The 18,860-nt window shown below is 64.4% G+C and carries 18 protein-coding genes, 1 pseudogene and 1 riboswitch; of the genes and pseudogenes, 14 read left to right on the top strand and 5 right to left on the bottom strand.

The window, feature by feature from the left end:
* Window positions 1–21 precede the first annotated feature (21 nt).
* Window positions 22–714 carry a hypothetical protein gene (locus tag JQ616_RS02480; protein ID WP_212011970.1) on the top strand — a complete coding sequence of 231 codons (693 nt, stop codon included), beginning with the start codon at window positions 22–24 and terminating at the stop codon, window positions 712–714.
* A gap of 13 nt (window positions 715–727) precedes the next feature.
* Here JQ616_RS02480 and JQ616_RS02475 read toward each other — a convergent pair whose 3' ends face one another.
* Genes JQ616_RS02475 through JQ616_RS02465 form a run of 3 tightly spaced genes read right to left on the bottom strand, consistent with a single transcriptional unit; the run spans window position 728 to window position 3,470 of the window.
* Window positions 728–1,657, bottom strand: a complete 930-nt coding sequence (locus tag JQ616_RS02475) for a dihydrodipicolinate synthase family protein (protein WP_212011968.1) — start codon at window positions 1,655–1,657, stop codon at window positions 728–730.
* 35 nt (window positions 1,658–1,692) lie between these two features.
* Entirely contained in the window at window positions 1,693–2,718 is a 1,026-nt protein-coding gene (locus JQ616_RS02470; RefSeq protein ID WP_212011967.1) for a biotin-dependent carboxyltransferase family protein, read from the bottom strand.
* A gap of 8 nt (window positions 2,719–2,726) precedes the next feature.
* Window positions 2,727–3,470 carry a 5-oxoprolinase subunit B family protein gene (locus JQ616_RS02465; RefSeq protein ID WP_212011966.1) on the bottom strand — a complete coding sequence of 248 codons (744 nt, stop codon included), beginning with the start codon at window positions 3,468–3,470 and terminating at the stop codon, window positions 2,727–2,729.
* Between the two features lie 196 nt (window positions 3,471–3,666).
* On the opposite strand from JQ616_RS02465, the gene JQ616_RS02460 reads away from it, so the two are divergent.
* The 13 genes from JQ616_RS02460 to JQ616_RS02400 all read left to right on the top strand — a co-directional run bounded on the left by JQ616_RS02460 (window position 3,667) and on the right by JQ616_RS02400 (window position 18,022).
* Complete coding sequence (locus JQ616_RS02460) at window positions 3,667–4,443, top strand: LamB/YcsF family protein (protein WP_212011965.1); 777 nt, start codon at window positions 3,667–3,669, stop codon at window positions 4,441–4,443.
* Window positions 4,444–4,591: 148 nt separating this feature from the next.
* On the top strand, window positions 4,592–5,464 hold the full coding sequence (locus JQ616_RS02455; RefSeq protein ID WP_212011964.1) for an AraC family transcriptional regulator: 873 nt from the start codon (window positions 4,592–4,594) through the stop codon (window positions 5,462–5,464).
* A gap of 115 nt (window positions 5,465–5,579) precedes the next feature.
* Window positions 5,580–6,776, top strand: coding sequence for a CaiB/BaiF CoA transferase family protein (locus tag JQ616_RS02450; RefSeq protein WP_212011963.1), 1,197 nt, complete (start codon window positions 5,580–5,582; stop codon window positions 6,774–6,776).
* A 63-nt stretch (window positions 6,777–6,839) separates the two neighbouring features.
* Entirely contained in the window at window positions 6,840–7,580 is a 741-nt protein-coding gene (locus JQ616_RS02445) for an SDR family NAD(P)-dependent oxidoreductase (RefSeq protein WP_212011962.1), read from the top strand.
* A gap of 4 nt (window positions 7,581–7,584) precedes the next feature.
* The gene (locus tag JQ616_RS02440) at window positions 7,585–8,229 is read left to right on the top strand and encodes a glutathione S-transferase family protein (RefSeq protein WP_212013115.1); all 645 of its coding nucleotides are present in this window, start codon (window positions 7,585–7,587) and stop codon (window positions 8,227–8,229) included.
* 299 nt (window positions 8,230–8,528) lie between these two features.
* Window positions 8,529–8,639: riboswitch (guanidine-I (ykkC/yxkD leader) on the top strand.
* Between the two features lie 78 nt (window positions 8,640–8,717).
* On the top strand, window positions 8,718–9,791 hold the full coding sequence (locus JQ616_RS02435) for a putative urea ABC transporter substrate-binding protein (RefSeq protein WP_212011960.1): 1,074 nt from the start codon (window positions 8,718–8,720) through the stop codon (window positions 9,789–9,791).
* A 46-nt stretch (window positions 9,792–9,837) separates the two neighbouring features.
* A complete protein-coding gene (locus tag JQ616_RS02430) occupies window positions 9,838–10,656 on the top strand; it encodes an ABC transporter permease (protein ID WP_212011959.1) in 819 nt (272 codons plus the stop codon).
* A complete protein-coding gene (locus JQ616_RS02425; RefSeq protein WP_212011957.1) occupies window positions 10,653–11,486 on the top strand; it encodes an ABC transporter ATP-binding protein in 834 nt (277 codons plus the stop codon). Before JQ616_RS02430 ends, JQ616_RS02425 begins: the two co-directional genes overlap by 4 nt.
* The gene (locus JQ616_RS02420) at window positions 11,483–12,328 is read left to right on the top strand and encodes an urea amidolyase associated protein UAAP1 (protein ID WP_212011955.1); all 846 of its coding nucleotides are present in this window, start codon (window positions 11,483–11,485) and stop codon (window positions 12,326–12,328) included. Before JQ616_RS02425 ends, JQ616_RS02420 begins: the two co-directional genes overlap by 4 nt.
* On the top strand, window positions 12,325–12,960 hold the full coding sequence (locus JQ616_RS02415; protein WP_212011953.1) for an urea amidolyase associated protein UAAP2: 636 nt from the start codon (window positions 12,325–12,327) through the stop codon (window positions 12,958–12,960). Before JQ616_RS02420 ends, JQ616_RS02415 begins: the two co-directional genes overlap by 4 nt.
* A 3-nt stretch (window positions 12,961–12,963) precedes the next feature.
* The gene (gene uca / locus JQ616_RS02410) at window positions 12,964–16,506 is read left to right on the top strand and encodes an urea carboxylase (RefSeq protein ID WP_212011951.1); all 3,543 of its coding nucleotides are present in this window, start codon (window positions 12,964–12,966) and stop codon (window positions 16,504–16,506) included.
* 264 nt (window positions 16,507–16,770) lie between these two features.
* Window positions 16,771–17,658, top strand: coding sequence for a hypothetical protein (locus tag JQ616_RS02405; protein WP_212011949.1), 888 nt, complete (start codon window positions 16,771–16,773; stop codon window positions 17,656–17,658).
* Window positions 17,659–17,698: 40 nt separating this feature from the next.
* Complete coding sequence (locus JQ616_RS02400; RefSeq protein WP_212011947.1) at window positions 17,699–18,022, top strand: hypothetical protein; 324 nt, start codon at window positions 17,699–17,701, stop codon at window positions 18,020–18,022.
* A 135-nt stretch (window positions 18,023–18,157) separates the two neighbouring features.
* Here the strand turns inward: JQ616_RS02400 and JQ616_RS02395 are convergent.
* Window positions 18,158–18,403: pseudogene (locus JQ616_RS02395) on the bottom strand (ABC transporter ATP-binding protein); the annotation flags it as partial.
* Between the two features lie 8 nt (window positions 18,404–18,411).
* Window positions 18,412–18,675: a hypothetical protein gene (locus tag JQ616_RS02390; RefSeq protein ID WP_212011945.1), complete on the bottom strand. Its 264-nt coding sequence runs from the start codon at window positions 18,673–18,675 to the stop codon at window positions 18,412–18,414.
* Window positions 18,676–18,860 lie beyond the last annotated feature (185 nt).

Raw genomic sequence — 18,860 nt, 5'->3', positions numbered from 1 at the left:
AGTGAAAAGGACGGATGGTCGATGCGGCGCACCCTTGGTTTGATCTTTGTTGCGGTCGTGGTGGCCGCGCTCGGTGCCGCCGGCGTCGTGGTCTATGCGCAGCAGACCCAGCCGATACCTTTGCAGCCGGCCGCGCCGGCGCCGGCCAAGAAGCCCGCCGCGGCTGCGAAGCCGCAGTCGCACAAGCGTCCGCAGGAGGCGCAGACGCCTTCGGCCGCGGCAGCATCCGTTCCGCCGCAGCAGCCGCGTCAGCAACCGACCGTGTTCGACGATCAGGCGCGGCAGGCCAACATCGTGACCTGCGCCAATCTGTTCGGAGTGCTCGGCCGCGGTCTTGCGATGAACTCCAATTACACCGCGCAGTCGCAGTGGGACGCCAAGGCCGGCAATTCGCATTCGGTGCAGTCGCTGGTCGCGCTCGCACCGAACCAAGCCCCGCAGGGAAATCAGGTCCCGCAGGGCACCGCCGTTCAGCAGGCCGCCGGCATCGTGTTTGCCGCTCCGGTCGGATCATCCTGCGAAGGCAATCTGGTGCGGGTGACGCCGCGGACCGAGAACTGCTCGACGGTGGCCGCCGAGCTCGCCAAGCTCAACGGGCAGACCGGCGCGCTCGGCGAGCTCCCGACGGTGGCACTGTCGAACGGCGCGCAGGTGGTGCTGATTCCGTTCGGCAATGCCTGCGTCGCGGTGACCGCGCTGCGCGTCGCGGGCTGACGCCGCCGCCTGCTCAACCAAGCTCCGCGAGGCGCCGCGTCTGACGCGTGATCAGGCGCTCGACATCGGCAATGTCGGCCGGTGCGAGTGCGGCGCCCGGCTTGCGCAGGGTGGATGAAGCGATCACGCCGCGCTTGGCCAGCACATATTTGCGGATCGCAAGGCCCGGGCCGGGCTGCTGCTCGTAACGCGCCAGTGGCAGATAGGCATCGAACAGATCATGGGCGCGCTCGATGTTGCCGGCGGCATGAGCGCGCCAGACATCGACCATCATCTCCGGATAGGCGAAGCCGGTCATCGCGCCGTCGGCGCCGCGGCTGAGCTCCTCCGGCAGGAACACGCCGCCATTGCCGACCAGGATCGAGATCCGCCGGGCGCGGCCGGCATCGCTCGCCGTGCGCAACGCCGACAGCTTGGCAAGGCCGGGCCAATCCTCGTGCTTGAGCATCACCATGTTGGACAGCCGCTCGGCGATCGCCAGAATCACCTTCGGCGTGAACTGGACCTGTGTCGACAGCGGGAAATCCTGCAGAACCAGCGGCGCGCCGGCGATCGCCTCGGCCACCATGTCGTAATAGCCGACGATCTGGTCGTCGGTGCGCAGCGACGATGGCGGGGCGACCATGACGCCGGCGGCGCCGTCGTCCATCACCGCGCGGCTGAGCTCGGTCATGGCGGCGAAGCCCGGCGCGGAAACACCGACCACGACCGGCACGCGCCCTGCGGTGCGCGCCAGCACGCGGCGGACGAGCGTGCGGGATTCCGCGGCGGTGAGTTTTGGCGCCTCGCCCATCATGCCGAGCAGGGTGAGGCCGGTCGCGCCTTTCTCGAGATAGAAATCGACCATGCGGTCGGCGCTGTCGAGGTCGAGCGCCCCGGTGTCGGTGAACGGCGTCACCGCGATCACATAGACGCCCTTCGCGGTTTCGTTGAGCAAGGTCATGACTGGGATTCCTGTCGTGGTTGGTGTGGTCGGTGTTACTCGAGCGCGGAGATCATGCCGCTGATCAGATTGCTGGCGAGCAGGTGCTCTGAGGTCGGCTCGACATTGCGATGGATCTCGATCAATGCATCGGCAATGCGATCGAGCCGCCGCCGCAATTCGCGCGCGAGCGCGATAGCGGCGTCTTCCTCGATCGCCTGGAAGCGAATGCGTTCGCCGGGGCGAAGCTGGGCCAGCCGCGGAAAGTCCGCCGAGATGACGGTTGCGATCTTCGGATAGCCGCCGGTGGTCTGGCGGTCCGCGAGCAGGATGATCGGCTGGCCGTTGCCCGGAATCTGGATGCTGCCGAACACGATGCCGTCGGACACGATGCCGACGGCGCCGGCATGGGCCACCGGCGGCCCATCGAGCCGGTAGCCCATCCGATCGGACAGCGTGGTCACCTCATAGTCGGAGGTCAGGAATGTCGTGATGCCCTCGGCGCTGAACGCATCGTCCTGCGGACCGAGCAGCACGCGGATCGGGCCGTCATGCCGGATACGATGCGCAGGCGACAGCATCCGATGCGGCTGGTCCAGCAGGCCCGGCGTTGCCAGCGGCAACAGATCGCCGTTGCGCAGCGGCCCGCCGTTGAGGCCGCCGAGCTGGCTGCGCGCATGCGTCGCGACGCTGCCGAGCATCGGCTTGATCGCAAAGCCGCCGCTGACCGCGAGAATGCCGCGCGCCCCGTCGCGCGCCGAGCCGATCGACAGACGCTGGCCTGCTTTCAAATCGTGGGTCTCGTGCGCGGCGACCTCCCGGCCGTCGATCGTCATGGCGAAGTCGGTACCGGCCAACGCGAAGCGGATGTCGCCGCCGGTGCAGGCCAGTACCGGGCCGGTCAGCGTGATCTCGAGCGCCGCGGTATTCGCCGGATTGCCGACCAGCGCGTTGGCGGTTGCCAGCGCGACCGTATCCATCGCGCCGGACGCGGAGATGCCGAACCGCTGCCAGCCGTGACGGCCGAGGTCCTGGATGGTCGTGGCGAGACCGGGCGCGATGACTTCGAGATGTGCCGACATCGTGCCGCTCACGTCCGCAGCTCTTCTTTGTCGGCGATGATTTCGCCGGCCTCAGCGGCGCGCTCGAGCGCGGCGAATTCGGCGGCCGCGATCGGTCGGAATCGGATGAGGTCGCCGGCACCGAACAAAAACGGCGCGCGCTCGCGACGGGGATCGTAGGAGCGCACCGGCGTGCGTCCCAGCATGTGCCAGCCGCTCGGCGCTGCGATCGGCGGTGAGATCGCGGCCTGCTGGCCTCCGACCGAGACGCTGCCGGGCGGTGTCGTCAACCGCGGCGAGGGACGCCGATCGATGTGGAGCAGGGGATCGAGCCCGCCGAGATAGGTCAGCCCGGGCATGAAGCCGATCATGTAAACGCGGTATTCCGCCGCGCCGTGCCGCGCGACGATATCGTCCGTCGTGGTGTCGAGGCGTTGCGCGACCCAGTCAAGATCCATCCCGTATTCGCCGCCATAGGTGACGGGAACCGTCCAGCGATGGCGCAGCTGGCCGGTCGGTGCCGGTGGCCACAGCGCCATCACTTCGGCTTCGATCTCGCGCCGTGTCACCACGGTCGGGTCGAAGCAGACCAGCACGGTGCGATAGGTCGGCACGATCTCCACCACGCCGGGCAGCGCGCGTGCGGTCAGCGCCTGGTCGAGATCGACGACCCGGGCGTTCACCGTTGCATCGATGCCGTCGCCGAGTTCGATGGTCAATGCGGCATCGCCTGACCTGCGAAAGCGCGGCTGCGCATAGAGAGCTTCATTCATCCGGTGCGCTCATCTTCCAATAGTGCCGCGATACGTAGACGCGATCGCGCGAGAGCCTCTCTCGTGAGAGACCATCTCTCGTGCGAGACTCTCTCTCGTGCAAGACCCTCTCTGCAATCCCCGCGCCAAAATTCCTCGTGGCATGCAGTGGGCGCGATGTGTATATCGGACCAGTACTATCAAGAGAGGGAAGACGATGGCGCTGATCGACATGAACTGCGACATGGGTGAAGGCTTCGGTGTCTACACGCTCGGCGATGATGCGGAGATGTTGCGGACCGTGACGTCGGCCAATATCGCCTGCGGCTTTCACGCCGGCGATCCCCTCGTGATGCATCGCACGCTCACGGAGGCGAAGGCCAACGGCGTTCAGGCCGGTGCGCATCCCGGCTTCCTCGATCTCTGGGGGTTCGGCCGCCGCCCGATCCAGGGCGAACGTCCGGCCGATATCGAGAAGATCATGCTTTACCAGATCGGTGCGATGATGGCGCTGGCCGCCGACGTCGGTCACCCCATCCGTCACGTCAAGACACATGGCGCGCTCGGCAACATCGCTGCCGAGGACCGCGATCTTGCCGAGGCGGTGGCTCGGGCGATCCACACCGTCGACCGCAATCTGATCTTCGTCGTGATGCCGGGGCAGGAGACCGAGCGGGCAGGAGAAAAGCTCGGCCTGCCGCTGGTGCGCGAGATCTATGCCGATCGCGCCTATGCCGACAACGGCAATCTGGTGTCGCGCCGCCTCGCCGGCGCGGTGATCCATGATGCCGAGATCGCGGCGGAGCGCGTCATTCGCATGATCGAGGACCGCGCCATCACCTGCCTGTCCGGCACGCGCCTGCCGACCCGGATCGACAGCGTCTGCGTCCATGGCGACACGCCGGGTGCGGTGGCGATGGCGCAGCGCTTGCGCGAGCGCCTCGCCGCGTCCGGCGTCACGCTGGCGACGATGGCCAAAGTCATCGGCGTGTGAGGATCGGCCGCCGGTCATCGCGTGCTCACTCCAGCATTGTCCCCGCTAACATTTCGGCGATCAGCCGATAAAGGGCTGGATTTCCGTCGCCCGATCGTCAATTCTGTTTTGGAACCGACCATCCGTGCCAAACGCGGAGGAGATGTCCATGGAGGAAGCGCGTCCGGAGCGGTTTGTGCGCCAGGTTGGCGGAGAGCTTGTGTCTTCGGTCATCGCGAGGTCAAAGCCGATCAGGGTCGAGCTGCTCAGCCGAACCTCTCGGCCGCGTATGAACTGGCACTTCCGTCAGCCCGAGCTGACCTTGTTCTGGTTTCGCAACGGCTGCTCGCGATTGCAAGCCAAAATCAACGGCCGGCCCGTCGAATACGAGTTCTCCGAGGCGGCAAATCTCGCGCTGTTTCCCGCTGGCACCGAGATCGAGGGGGAATGGTCGGTCGGATCAGCATTCGACTATGTCGTCGTGTTCCTGGATCCAAAGTTCGTGCTGAGCCGCCTCAATGGTCTGATCGAGCGGCCGGCGATCGCATTTGGCCATGACCAACTCTGCCGTGGCCTCGCCGAGCTAAGCCACGAGGCGAGCGCGCCCGACAATCTGTTCAATCTATTCGCCGAGGGTTGGGCCAGTCAGGCGCTAGCTCATATGGCGCGGCTGTCGCGCGACTTGGAACCGGCAAAGCCGATAAGCCGCGGCGGATTGCCGGCGCTGAAGCTGCGGCGAATCGAGGAGTTCGTCTGGGCAAATCTCGGCGAGCCGATCTCGCTGTCGGCGCTGTCGGATATCGCCGGCCTGAGCAAGCGGCACTTCCTACGCGCCTTCCAGGAGAGCACCGGCACCAGTCCGCATCGTTATGTACTTGGCCTGCGCATCGAGCAGGCCAAGCGCAGCCTCGGCGAGACCGACGAGAGCGTGACGAGCATCGCGCTGGCCACGGGCTTCAGCAACGCCCAGCATTTTTCGTCGACGTTCCGCCAAGCCTCCGGCGTAAGTCCATCGGTGTTCCGGCAGCAGCGCCGGGCCTGAGTTTTGACGCTTTTCCGCAAGTCGCGGCGGTTTCCCGCAAGCGCCCGCCTTTGCTCCACTGTAAGCCACCATGGCGGTCCGTCACCTAGAACGGCAATCGGAGAAGGAAGCAGGCATGGCAGGGCCATTGGCGGGAGTTCGCGTGCTCGATCTAACCGGCGTCGTTTCCGGCCCTTTTGCGACAATGTTTCTGGCCGATCAGGGCGCTGATGTTCTCAAAGTCGAGCCGATCGGCGGCGACATCACGCGCCGCAGCCGGGCCAATGTCGACAAGACCGGGGAGTTCTCGGCGCTGTTCATCTCATCGAATCGCGGCAAGCGTTCTCTCTCGATCGACATGAAGACCGATGCCGGCCGCGACGTGCTCGGCAAGCTGGCTCGAGAGGCCGACGTGCTGGTGCAGAACTTCCGGCCCGGCACAATGGAACGTCTCGGCCTCGGTCCGGACGAGGTGCGCAAGAACAATCCGCGGCTGATCTATGTCTCGATCAGCGGCGTCGGCGAAGATGGGCCCTATGCCAAGAAGCGCGTCTATGACCCGATCGTGCAGGCGCTGTCGGGCTTCTGCGACGTCCAGGCGCAGCCGGTCACCAACCGTCCGCAGATGATCCGGACCATCGTTGCTGACAAGACGACGGCGGTCTATGCCGCGCAGGCGATCACGGCGGCGTTGTATGCCCGAGAAAGATCCGGCCAAGGCCAGCATATTCAGGTGGCGATGCTCGATGCGATGATCGCTTATCTCTGGCCCGAAAGCATGATGCAATACACAGTGGTCGGCCGCGAGCAGTCCGCGTCGGATCCGAACGATCGTCCTGACCTCGTGTTCCAGACGTCGGACGGCTACCTCACCTGCGGCACGATCTCGGATTCCGAATGGCAGGGCTTCTGCAAGGCCACCGGCGATCCGGAGCTTGCCAATGATGCGAGGTTCGCCACGCCGGCTTCGCGCTCGGTCAACGCAACGGCGCGCATCAACAAGATGCAGGATTACATCGGCAAGCATACCACCGCCGAATGGCTGGCGCGACTCGATGCGGCCGATGTGCCGTGCGCGCCGATCCTTAGGCGCGGTGAAATCATTGCCAACGAGCAGGTGGTGGCCCGCGGCCTGATTGCCGAGTTGGAGCAGCCCGGAGTCGGCATGGTGCGGCAGCCGAAGCCCGCGGCGCGCTTCGAGGTCGATGCCGCCGCGATCGGCGGTCCGGCCCCGCGCATCGGCCAGCACAGCAGGGAGGTGCTGCGTGATCTCGGCTACAGCGCTGCAGACATTGAAGTGATGATCGCGCAGAAAGCCGTGCGCGCAGTCTGAGCGAGCGCGCCGAGTAACGTTCGCATTGTTGAACTGAAAACTGCCGTCGGTGGGAGATGGCCTATGGCCGAAACGAACAAGACTGCCTTGCTGGTAGGCGCGGGCGATGCGATCGGCGCCGCGGTCGCGCGGCGGTTCGCCGCAGGCGGTTACGCCGTCTGCATCGCGCGGCGCGATCCAGCGAAATCGAGCGCGCTGGTGGACGAACTGACCGGCGCCGGGGGCAAGGTGCACGCGTTCGCCGTCGACGCGCGACGCGAGACCGAGGTGCAGGCACTTTGCGAGCGAGTCGAACGCGAGATCGGGACGATTGAGGTCTGCCTGTTCAATGCCGGCTCGAACGTCAAGAAGGATCTGCACGAGACCAGCGAAAAATTGTTCTTCAAGGCCTGGGAGCTCGCCTGCTTTGCCGGCTTCCTGGTCGGACGCGAGGCGACACGGCATATGCTGCGGCATGGCCGCGGCACCATGCTGTTCACCGGCGCAACCGCAAGCGTGCGCGGTAGCAGCGGCTTTGCCGCCTTTGCGTCTGCGAAGTTCGGCCTACGGGCCGTCGCCCAGGCGATGGCGCGCGAGCTTGGGCCGAAGAACATCCATGTCGCCCATCTCCTGATCGACGCCGGCGTCGATAGCCCGGCCATTCACCAGCGGATGGCCGACAGGGGAATCGGCGCATCGGAGATCGCGCCGGATTCGCTGACGAGGACATCTTCGATCGCGGAGGCCTACTGGTTCGTGCACCAGCAGAGCCGCGACGGCTGGAGCCATGAGCTCGATCTGCGGCCATCCGTCGAAAAATGGTGATGCCATGCCGGAGATGCTGACGCTGTGGGGGGTGGGGACATCACGGACCATCCGTGCCCATTGGGCGTTGCACGAACTGGGTCTGGACTATCGTTGCAGGCCCATCCTGCCACGCTCGGGCGAGACCAAGACTGCCGAATACACACTGCTCAACCCGCGCCAGAAGATACCGCTGCTGCAAGACGGCGATTTCACGATCGGGGAGAGTGCCGCGATCGTCGCCTATCTGTCACGCACCTATTCCAATCGCGGTGTTTCGCTGGTGCCGGTCGCGGCGCGCGATTTCGCGCGGTGGCTGGAATGGTGCTTTTTCATCGTGGCCGAGCTGGACTCGACCAGCCTTTACGTGATGCGCCGCCACGGCCTCCAGGGGCTCGCGCACATCTACGGCCACGCGCCCGACGTGGTCGGCAAGGCCGCGGAATATTTCCGCCAGCAACTCAGGCACGTGGAAGTCGCGCTGTCGGATGGCCGCAAATATCTGATGGGCGATCAGTTCACCAGCGCGGATATCCTGCTGACGACCTGCCTGGTGTGGGCCATTGATTACGGCGTTGGGGTCTGCGACGTTGCGGCGCCCTATCTCGACCGCGTCACCGCCCGGCCGGCTTACAGGGAGAGCGTCGCGGTCAATACCGTGAAGAGCTGACCGGTCCTACGGCATCTTTTGCACCGCCGACATTCCATGCCGGCACCAGGCCGAACCGGCCGTGCAATCCGCGCCAGAAGCTTGCGAACAAAGTGCTCAGAAGCCTGCGCATTGAATGTCCCCCTCGACCTCGGCCATGACGCAATCCTGTTGGCGTCGAGGACGAAATGACAGAGCCAATTCTGGGCAGGTCTGCGCAGTTTTTAAGCAGAGCAAGCATGCGGGCCGGTCGCGTGCGCCGAAAAATCTCATGAGATTCAAACGTCGGCCCTGTGGCACGGCTCGTGCATCAAGGGCGTTGAGTTGGCCGCTAGGGTTCCGATCTTGCCAGGCAAGATGCTGGTCCGAGAGCAGCCGCTTGCGGGGGAGACATCCCCGCAGGTGCACGGCGGGATAAAAGCCCGGGAGACCTCGTTAGCCAAGGGATTGGCGGAGCGATGGTCTTTTCGCCAGTCCCTTTTTGTGAAATTTCGCAAGAGGGATCGGCAATGAACAAGTTCTCTTTCTTCCTTCGCTCTGTTGTCGTCGGCTGCGCGATCGTGCTCGCGGCGGCGCCTGCGGCCGACGCCGCGCCGAAGAAAAGCTTCAAGGTCGCCTGGTCGATCTATGTCGGATGGATGCCGTGGGGCTATGCGGCCGACACCGGCATCGTCAAGAAGTGGGCCGACAAATACGGCATCACGATCGAGGTCAAGCAGTTCAACGACTACGTTGAGTCGATCAACCAGTACACCGCCGGCGGCTATGACGCCGTCACCATCACCAACATGGATGCGCTTTCGATTCCCGCTGCCGGCGGCGTCGACACCACCGCGGTCGTGATGGGCGACTTCTCCAACGGCAATGATGCCGTGATCCTGAAGAACAAGTCCGATCTCGCGGCGATCAAGGGCCAGACTGTCAATCTGGTCGAATTCTCGGTGTCGCACTATCTGCTGGCGCGCGCGCTCGAGACCAGCAAGCTGAGCGAGAAGGACGTCAAGGTCGTCAACACCTCGGATGCGGATATCGCGGCGGCCTACAAGACGGCTGACGTCAATGCGGTCGTGACCTGGAATCCGATCGTAACCGAAATCCTCGGCTCGCCCGACGCCAAGAAGGTGTTCGATTCCTCCCAGATTCCCGGCGAGATCATGGACCTGATGGTGGTGAACACCGCGGTCGCCAAGGACAATCCGGATTTTGCCAAGGCGCTGGTCGGCATCTGGTACGAGACGCTGTCCAAGATGACGGCGAACGATCCCGCCGCCAAGGCCGCCAAGGAAGCGATGGCCAAGGCCTCCGGCACCGATCTCGCCGGCTTCGACAGCCAGCTTTCGACCACAAAACTGTTCGACAAGGCAACCGACGCCGAAGCGTTTACGCGCAGCAAGACCATCGGCACGACCATGGATCGCGTCCGCAAGTTCCTGTTCGAGAAGGACCTGCTCGGCAAGGGTGCGAAGTCGGCTGACGCCGTCGGCATCGAGCTCGCCGACAAGTCGGTGCTGGGCGACAAGTCGAACGTCAAGCTGCGCTTCGACCCGACTTACATGGACGAAGCTGCCAAGGGAAAGCTCTAGGATAAGCTCTGATGCGCACAACGCCGACCTCTGGCAGGAGCCGACGATGCGACTTGTGAACATACGGCCGGGACAGCAGACGCGATTCTATCTGCTCGCGTTGCCGTTTCTCTTGGTCGCAATCGCCTACTTCGCCGGCTCCAGCGCGCGGCTCGCGCAGAACCCGAACGACAAGCTGCTGCCGGCGCTGCCCAGCATGGTGCAGGCGGTCAAGCAGATGGCGTTCGAGGTCGATCCGCGCACCGGCAGCTATCTGATGGCCTCCGACACCGTCGCGAGCCTCGGGCGGCTGGGGGCGGCGCTGGCGATCTCGACGGTGGCGGCGCTGGTGCTCGGCATCGTGATCGGGCTGTTGCCGGGCGCCAACGCCTTGCTTGGGCCGTTCGTGTCGGTCACCTCGATGGTGCCGCCGCTAGCGCTGTTGCCGATCCTGTTCATCGTGATGGGGCTCGGGGAGAATTCGAAGATCGCGCTGATCGTGATCGGCACGCTGCCCTGCATGATCCGCGACCTTGCCATGAAGGTGCAGGAGCTGCCGCGCGAGCAGATCGTCAAGGCGCAGACGCTCGGCGCCTCGACGTGGCAGATCGCGCTGCGGGTCGCGATGCCGCAAACCCTGCCGCGGCTGATCGATGTGCTGCGCCTGCAACTCGGCCCGGCCTGGCTGTTCCTGATCGCGGCCGAGGCGATCGCCTCCGATTCCGGGCTCGGCTACCGGATCTTCCTGGTGCGCCGCTATCTCGCGATGGACGTGATCATTCCCTACGTCGTCTGGATCACATTGCTGGCGTTCCTGATCGATATCGGCCTGCGCGTCCTGCAGCGCAAGGCGTTCCCCTGGTTTGCCTCGGTGAGGGCGGAATGAGCGCGATCCGGTTCGACGACGTCTGGAAGGAATATGGCGACCACATCGTGCTCGAGCGCATCACGATGGAGGTGGAGCCGCGCGCGTTCATCGCACTGGTCGGTCCGTCCGGCTGCGGCAAGACCACGCTGCTCCGCATGCTGCTCGGCGAGGAGCAGCCGAGTCGCGGCCAGATCCTGGTTGACGGCAAGCCGTTGCCCGCCGAGCCCGACGCCGACCGCGGCGTGGTGTTCCAGCGCTACTCGGTGTTTCCGCATCTGACCGTGCTGCAGAACGTCATGCTCGGACGCGAGCTGCGGGACGCCAAGTTCACGGCCCGGCTGTTCGGCGCCGCGCGGCGCGTCGCCATGGACGACGCGATGAAGCTGCTCGCCGAAGTCGGGCTCGCCGGGCAGGAGAGCAAATATCCCTCCGCGCTGTCCGGCGGCATGCAGCAGCGCCTCGCGCTGGCGCAGGCGATCATGCGCGAGCCGAAGATCCTGCTGCTCGACGAGCCGTTCGGCGCGCTCGATCCGGGCATCCGCGCCGACATCCATGTGCTGATGAAGCGGCTGTGGAACGAGACCCATCTGACCGTCGTGATGGTGACGCATGATCTCAGCGAGGCGTTCGGGCTCGCGACGCGGGTGATCGCGCTGGAGCGGTCGCGCAACCGGCCCGAGGAGCGCGATCGCTACGGCGCCACGGTGTCGCGCGACCTCGAGATCTTCCCGCGCCGCAGCGCCGAGCTGCGGTCCTCGGTTCAACCAGCTCCGGCCGGGACGACCCGGTCAGACAAGGAGCATCAGCCGGGACGGCCCGGCGCTCTCGTCTTGAAGGAGCAACCATGATCCTCACAGAGGAACAGAAGGCCGAGGTCGCGGCGCATACGCGACGCTACAACGAGCTGAAGGCGGCGGGGCAGGATCACGCCCCGCGGGCACTGCCGCCGCCGACCGCGCGCGACGCCGCGCCGATCGCGACTGACGCGATCATCCATCGCGAGGTGATTCCGGCGGGCTGGTACTGGACCACGCGGCTGAATCGCGGCGATACGCTGCGTATCGTCGACACGGCGGGGATATCGACCGTCAGCCTGCTCGCCTGGAATGCCGCCGACACCACCGAGCGGCTGAACCACGCCGACACCATCAAGGTGCAGTGGGCGGCGCGGCTACAGAAGGGACGGGTGCTGCTGTCGGACATGGGACGGGCGTTGCTCGCCATCACCGAGGACACCAGCGCCGCGCATGATGCCGTTGTCGGCGGCTCGACCGCGGCGACCAACCAGGCGAACTACGGCGATGGCAATCTCCGCAACACGCGCGAGAACTTCATCCTCGCCGCGACCAAGCTCGGGCTCGACCGCCGCGACGTGCATCCCTGCGTCAGCTTCTTCGCCCCGGTCGCGATCGATGCAAACGGAAAATTTGTCTGGTCCGAGGGACGGCGCGAGAAGGGCGACTTCGTCGAGCTGCGCGCGGAAATGGATCTGTTGATCGCGCTGTCAAACTGCCCGCATCCGCTCGATCCCGCCACGACCTATCCGCATGCGAGTGTGGAGATCGTGCGCTATCGCGCGGGTGCGCTCGCTGCCGACGATTTGTGCCGAACCGCGACGGCCGAGGCGATCCGCGCCTACGAGAACAATGCGATGTATTTCGGCGAGACCAGCGAAGGAGCCGTGCGATGACCACGCAATCCGTTCCGACCGGCCGCATCGTCCTCGATGTCGAAATTCCCGCGCGTCAGCCGTGGTCGGCGATCATCCGCAAGGGCCAGACCCTGCGCATCACCGATACCCACGGCCAGCAGGCGGTCGATACGTTGTTCTATCGCGCCGACGACTATCAGGAGCGCTACAGCGGCCAGGATACGCTGCGGGCACAGGGCTCTGCCTATGTCGGGCTCGGCACCAGGATCATGTCGAATGAGGGCCGGGTGATGCTGCGCGTGACCGCGGATAGTTGCGGCCTGCACGACACGTCCGCGGGTGCCTGCTCCTGCGAGAGCAACACCGTGCGGTTCGGGCATCAGACCCGCTACCAGCACGCCTGCCGCGAGAACTTTGTGATCGAAGCCGCGAAATACGGCATGTCGAAGCGGGACGTCGTGCCGAATTTGAACTTCTTCATGAACGTGCCGATCGATCCCGCCGGCAATTTCACCGTGGTCGACGGTGTCTCCAAGCCCGGTGACGCCATCGAGCTGGTCGCCGAGATGGACGTGCTGTGCCTGATCTCGAACTGCCCGCAGATCAACAATCCCTGCAACGGCTTCTTCCCGACGCCAGTGCAAGTCACGATCTTCGAGCCGGAGGCGTGAGGCATGTTCAGCAAGGTCCTGATTGCCAACCGCGGCGAGATCGCCGGGCGGATCGGCAGAACGTTGCGACACATGGGCATCGGCTCGGTCGCGGTCTATTCCGATGCCGACCGCTTCACCCGGCCGGTGCTCGACGCCGACGAGGCGGTGCGGATCGGCCCCGCGCCGGCCTCCGAAAGCTATCTCAACGTCGATGCCATCATGGCGGCGTGCCTGGCGACCGGCGCGCAGGCGGTGCATCCCGGCTACGGCTTCCTGTCGGAGAACCGCCGCTTTGCCGAGCGGCTTGCCGAGCACGGCATCACCTTCATCGGGCCCAGGCCTGAGCATCTTGACGCGTTCGGGCTCAAGCACAAGGCACGCGAGATTGCCCAGCAAAGCGGCGTGCCGCTGCTGCCGGGCTCCGGTCTGCTCGAGACCATCGACGAGGCGGTACAGCAGGCGGAGATCATCGGCTTTCCGGTGATGCTGAAGAGCACGGCGGGCGGCGGCGGCATCGGCATGCAGCTCTGCCACGACATGGCGACGCTGCGCGAGCGCTTCGAATCCGTACAGCGCACGGCACGAGCGAGCTTCGGCGACGCCCGGGTCTATCTCGAACGGTTCGTCGCCCAGGCGCGCCACATCGAGGTGCAGATCTTCGGCAACGGCAAGGGTGATGTGGTCGCGCTCGGCGAGCGCGACTGCTCGCTGCAGCGGCGCAACCAGAAGGTCTTTGAGGAGACGCCGGCACCGGGACTGTCCGCCGAGATCAGGCGGCGGCTGCATGCGGCCGCGGTCTCGCTCGGCAAGGCAGTGTCTTATGAGTCCGCCGGCACGGTCGAGTTCATCTACGACGTCGAGCGCGAGGACTTTTACTTTCTTGAGGTCAACACCCGTCTCCAGGTCGAGCATCCCGTCACCGAGCAGGTCACTGGTGTCGACCTGGTCGAATGGATGATCCGCCAGGCGGCCGGCGAGGACGTGGTCGGCCAGGCCGGCGCGCTCACGCCAAAGGGCGCCGCGATCGAGGTGCGGCTCTACGCCGAGAATCCGGGCGCCGGCTTCCGCCCGAGCGCGGGCCGCTTAACGAAGGTCGCCTTCTCGGGCGACGCGCGGATCGACGGCTGGATCGAGACCGGCACCGAGGTGTCGCCGTTCTACGATCCGATGCTGGCGAAGATCATCGTGTCGGCCGAGACGCGCGATGCCGCGATTGCGAAGTTGACGCAAGCGCTGAACGACACGGTCATCGCCGGCATCGAGACCAATCTCGACTATCTGCGTGCGATCGCCGCATCCGACGTGTTCCGCAGTGGGCAGGTGGCGACCAGCGTGCTTGGCGGCTTCGCCTATCGTCCCCGCACCATCGATGTCGTTGCGCCCGGTGCACAGAGCGGGGTGCAGGAATTGCCCGGCCGCCTGCAGCTCTGGCATGTCGGCGTGCCGCCGAGCGGCCCGATGGACGAACGGTCGTTCCGCCTCGCCAATCGCGTGGTCGGCAATCCGGAAACCACGACCGCGCTCGAGCTGACGGTCAACGGGCCGACCCTGCGCTTCAACACCGATGCGGTCGTCGCGCTGTCGGGTGCACGAATGAAGACATCGCTGGATGGGGCCGAAATTGCCTATGACGAACCGGTTGCGGTGCGCGCGGGCCAGACGCTTGCCATCAGCAGCATCAAGGGTCCGGGTCAGCGCAGCTATCTGGCCGTCCGTGGCGGCATCGACGTGCCCGAGATCCTCGGCTCACGCGCCGTGTTCGCGCTCGGCGCTTTCGGCGGCCACGCGACGGGTTCGTTGAAGGCGGGCGACGTGCTGCACGTCGGTACGGAGACGCCTGACCTCGCCGCGCCGCGGTGCGCCACGGCGGACGAGCAGCCGGAGCTGACGTCGGCCTGGCGGATCGGCGTGGTCTACGGGCCGCATGGCGCGCCGGACTTCTTCCTCGACGACGACATCGAGACGCTGTTCGCATCGAGCTACGAGGTGCATTTCAACAGCGCCCGCACCGGTGTGCGACTGATCGGGCCGAAGCCGCGCTGGGCCCGGGCCGATGGCGGCGAGGCCGGGCTGCATCCGTCGAACATCCATGACAATGCCTATGCGGTCGGCTCGATCGATTTCACCGGCGACATGCCGATCATCCTCGGCCCTGACGGACCGAGCCTCGGCGGCTTCGTCTGTCCGGCGGTGGTCGCCCGCGACGAACTCTGGAAGGTCGGCCAGCTCCGGCCCGGCGACAGCGTCCGCTTCGTTGCGGTGAAACGCGACGATCCGGTGGCCGGACCGACGGTTCTGAAGGCGCCTGAACTCGGTTCCGCGATCGTCGGCCGCAACGATGAGGGCCCGATTCCGGTGGTCTACCGCCGCGCCGGCGATGACAATCTGCTGGTCGAATATGGCCCGATGGAGCTCGATATCGCGCTGCGGCTGCGCGTGCATGTGCTGGCGCAAGCATTGGAGGAAGCCAAGCTCGGCGGCCTGATCGATCTGACGCCCGGCATCCGCTCGCTGCAGATCCATTATGACGGCACCGCGCTGCCGCGCGGCAAGCTGCTCGACGTGCTGCGCAAGATCGAGCGCGACTTGCCTGATGTCGATGCGATGCGGGTGCCGAGCCGCACCGTGCATCTGCCGCTGTCATGGCGCGACCCGCAAGCCGAACTCGCGATGCGCAAGTATCAGGAGCTGGTACGCGCGGATGCGCCATGGTGTCCGTCGAATGTCGAGTTCATCCGCCGCATCAACGGTCTCGGCAGTGAGGACGATGTCCGTCGCATCGTGTTCGATGCCGACTATTTCGTGCTCGGTCTCGGCGACGTCTATCTGGGCGCGCCGGTGGCGACCCCGCTCGATCCGCGGCACCGGCTGGTGACCACCAAATACAATCCGGCACGGACCTGGACACCAGAGAACGCGGTCGGAATCGGCGGCGCCTATATGTGCATCTACGGCATGGAAGGGCCGGGCGGCTATCAGCTGTTCGGCCGCACCATCCAGGTCTGGAACACCTGGCGCACGACGCGGGTGTTCGAGCCGGGCCATCCCTGGCTGCTGCGGTTCTTCGACAAGATCCGCTTCTTTCCGGTCGACGCGGATGAGTTGCTGGATGCACGCGCGGCGTTCCCGCACGGTCAATACGACATCAGGATCGAGCCGGGCGAGTTCTCCTACGCCGACTACGCGAAGCAGTTGGCCGAGGCGCAGCCCTCGATCGCTGCGTTCAAGGCGACGCAACAGGCGGCATTCGACGCCGAGCGCCAGCGTTGGCGCGAGATGAAGCTCGACGAGACACCAGCGGAGCCGATCGATGCCGGTGCCGTTACGACCGGCATTCCCGACGGCCAGATCGGCGCGTTCTCCGAAGTGCCGGGCAACATCTGGAAGATCCTGGTCGAGGAGGGCGCCACGGTCGCGGCCGGCGACGTGCTCGCCATCATCGAGTCCATGAAGATGGAGATCTCGGTGCTCTCGCCGGCAGCCGGCCGCATCGCGTCGGTGCCGGTGAAGCCGGGACAAACGTTGCGTGCGGGGGACGTCGTGGCGCTGATCCGGCCGGAGTAATCCGGCCGGGTGTGACTCAGTTGAACGACAGCCCCAAAGCGCATGCGCGGTGCGCCAACAGGTAGGTCCGTGGTGCAATGCGATTGTCAGTCGCGCGTGGTTGTTTTCAACGCGTGTTGCAACCTTATCACACAACCGCAATAATCGCTCTCGGTTCGACATTTTCATTTGCGGACAATCGGACAATGATGTCGAATTTAATTCGGGCCGTTGCGGCCTCATTTTTGAGATAATAAGTTTATCATTGTGACAGCGGGGCGCATTATGTCCGCCATTCGATGGATCGTGCCATTAAGCGCGAGCGTTTTTGTCTCAGGATGTGGAATCGTCGTTCCAGAACTTCAGGAAAATCCCGCCGACAAGGTGGCGGGCCAGCAACTTGTCCAGTCGATCGCTTACAATGTCACCTGCGAAGTCCAGGATGCGATCGACAAGCTCTACAACAATCCTGATCACCCGCGTAAGCACACGTTCCTGGATACTTGGGGAGCCAACATAGCTCTTAGCCTCCAGGTAGAGGAAAAGAGCAGCGCTAACCCCGTTGTGAATTGGCTGCCGCCGAGTCCAGCGTCAGCCGTGTTCAATTTGGGAGCCAGCGGAACGCTATCAGCCGATGCGACAAGACAAGATAAGCTGAACTCCTATTTCACCGTGGCACAACTTAGAGCATTGGGACCCTGCGATCCGAAGACGAGACCAGGTGGCGTTTTGCTGATGCAGAGCGATTTGGGACTCGAGGAATGGCTCAGGGCGAACATGACTGCAGCGGATACTGGAGTCATTCTATATGCATTGGACTATTCTGACGGTCCTTCGAAGACCAATGTTCTGTCGCATGAAATAAAGTTCGATATCACTGATACCGGCAACATAACGCCCGGCTGGAAACTGACGAGGGTCTCGGTCAATCAAAGCGGCAATCTGTTCTCGGCAACGCGCGACCGCACGAATGACCTGACGATTACGCTAGGGCCAACACTTCCGACGCCCAAGCCAAAAACAGACAGCAACGGAAAACCGGTCAAGGACGCGAACGGCAATGTTGTCATGGTTACAGGCCGTAGCCCGTCGTCTCCGGCAGCCGATGCGGCACTCGCATCTGCGATAGGACTTGCTGTTTCAAATGCGGTCAAAACCGCACTGCAACCGTAAATCACGAATCCGCCGGATTTTAACGCAGGGGAGCCACACCATGGCGAAGAAAGCTAAGGCCAAGAAGCGTAGGCCTGGTAACGCCGCAGGAAGTAAAACCAGGAAGACAGGCACCAGGAAGACCGCTGTCAGGAGAGCAGCTACCAAAAAGGCCAAGACTAAGAAGGCCAAGACCAAAAAGGCTCCGGCAAAAAAGTCTACGACCAGAGGGGGGCCAACGCTGGGCCCCCCCTATAAATGCGAGACCACCGATGAGCCGGGTATCTGTCTGAAGTTCAATTTGGATCCCAGAACGGGACGCTATGATCAACCACCCGGCGGAATAAGGGTCAGGTGTAGCGATTGTAAGTATTTCTTTGATTAGCGAATTTGGAGGCGGCTGATCTCGCGAGTACTACCTTTTCTGAGGGAGATGAGGCTGGTCAACGTGTCCAGAACCGCATAGCGTTCTAGGCGATGCGATCCATATCCGGCTGAAGTCATCCGGTCGGTGCCCACCTCACACCTCCAACCATTCCTCGCGAATAGCGGCGTTGTTCTTCAGCTGCTCCGGCGTGCCTTCGAACACGACGCGGCCGTGGCCCATGATGTAGCCGCGGTTCGAGATATTCATCGCGATCGACAGGTTCTGCTCGACCAGAAGGATGGCGACGCCGGCCTTGGCGATCCGCGCGATCAGCTCGCCGCCCGACAGCGCGCCCGCCGGCGTATCGACGCGCGCGGCGAGATTGGGAAACATGTCGAGCTGCTGTGCTATTCCTTGGGACCTGCCGGCGGGACCAGCGGCGGAGGCGTCTCGACGCCTTCGACCGGCGCATTGTGCTTCAGCAGCCGATCGATCTTCATCTTGACGCGGCGTGCCGCCAGCAATCCCAGCACCGCCTGGATTCTACCCGTGAAATTGCGATCGCCGATGGAAAACGAGTATTGCCAGAAGCCGGGAGTGTCGGCTTCGGTAATCAGAAAACGAATTGAGCGATGAGTGCCGCTCTGTTGAGCGCGTCCTTGCCCGGCCACGATCTAGCTCGTCTGGCCATTTGCCTTGGTGCCAATCGCTCGTTCCACCCCATTTGCATGGATAACCAAGTCCGTCATGAATTCGCCCTTGCACACGCCCGGTTGGAGCCAATTGCCGTCGTTTCGCAGACATGGCCGGGAGGCAACCAGCTAGATGATTGTCTCCGATGGGTCTTGTGATTCCG

Source organism: Bradyrhizobium tropiciagri, assembly GCF_018130545.1.
Taxonomy (GTDB): domain Bacteria; phylum Pseudomonadota; class Alphaproteobacteria; order Rhizobiales; family Xanthobacteraceae; genus Bradyrhizobium; species Bradyrhizobium tropiciagri_A.
Note: the sequence above shows the minus strand (reverse complement) of the source record. Positions and strands in the feature narration are given on the sequence as shown.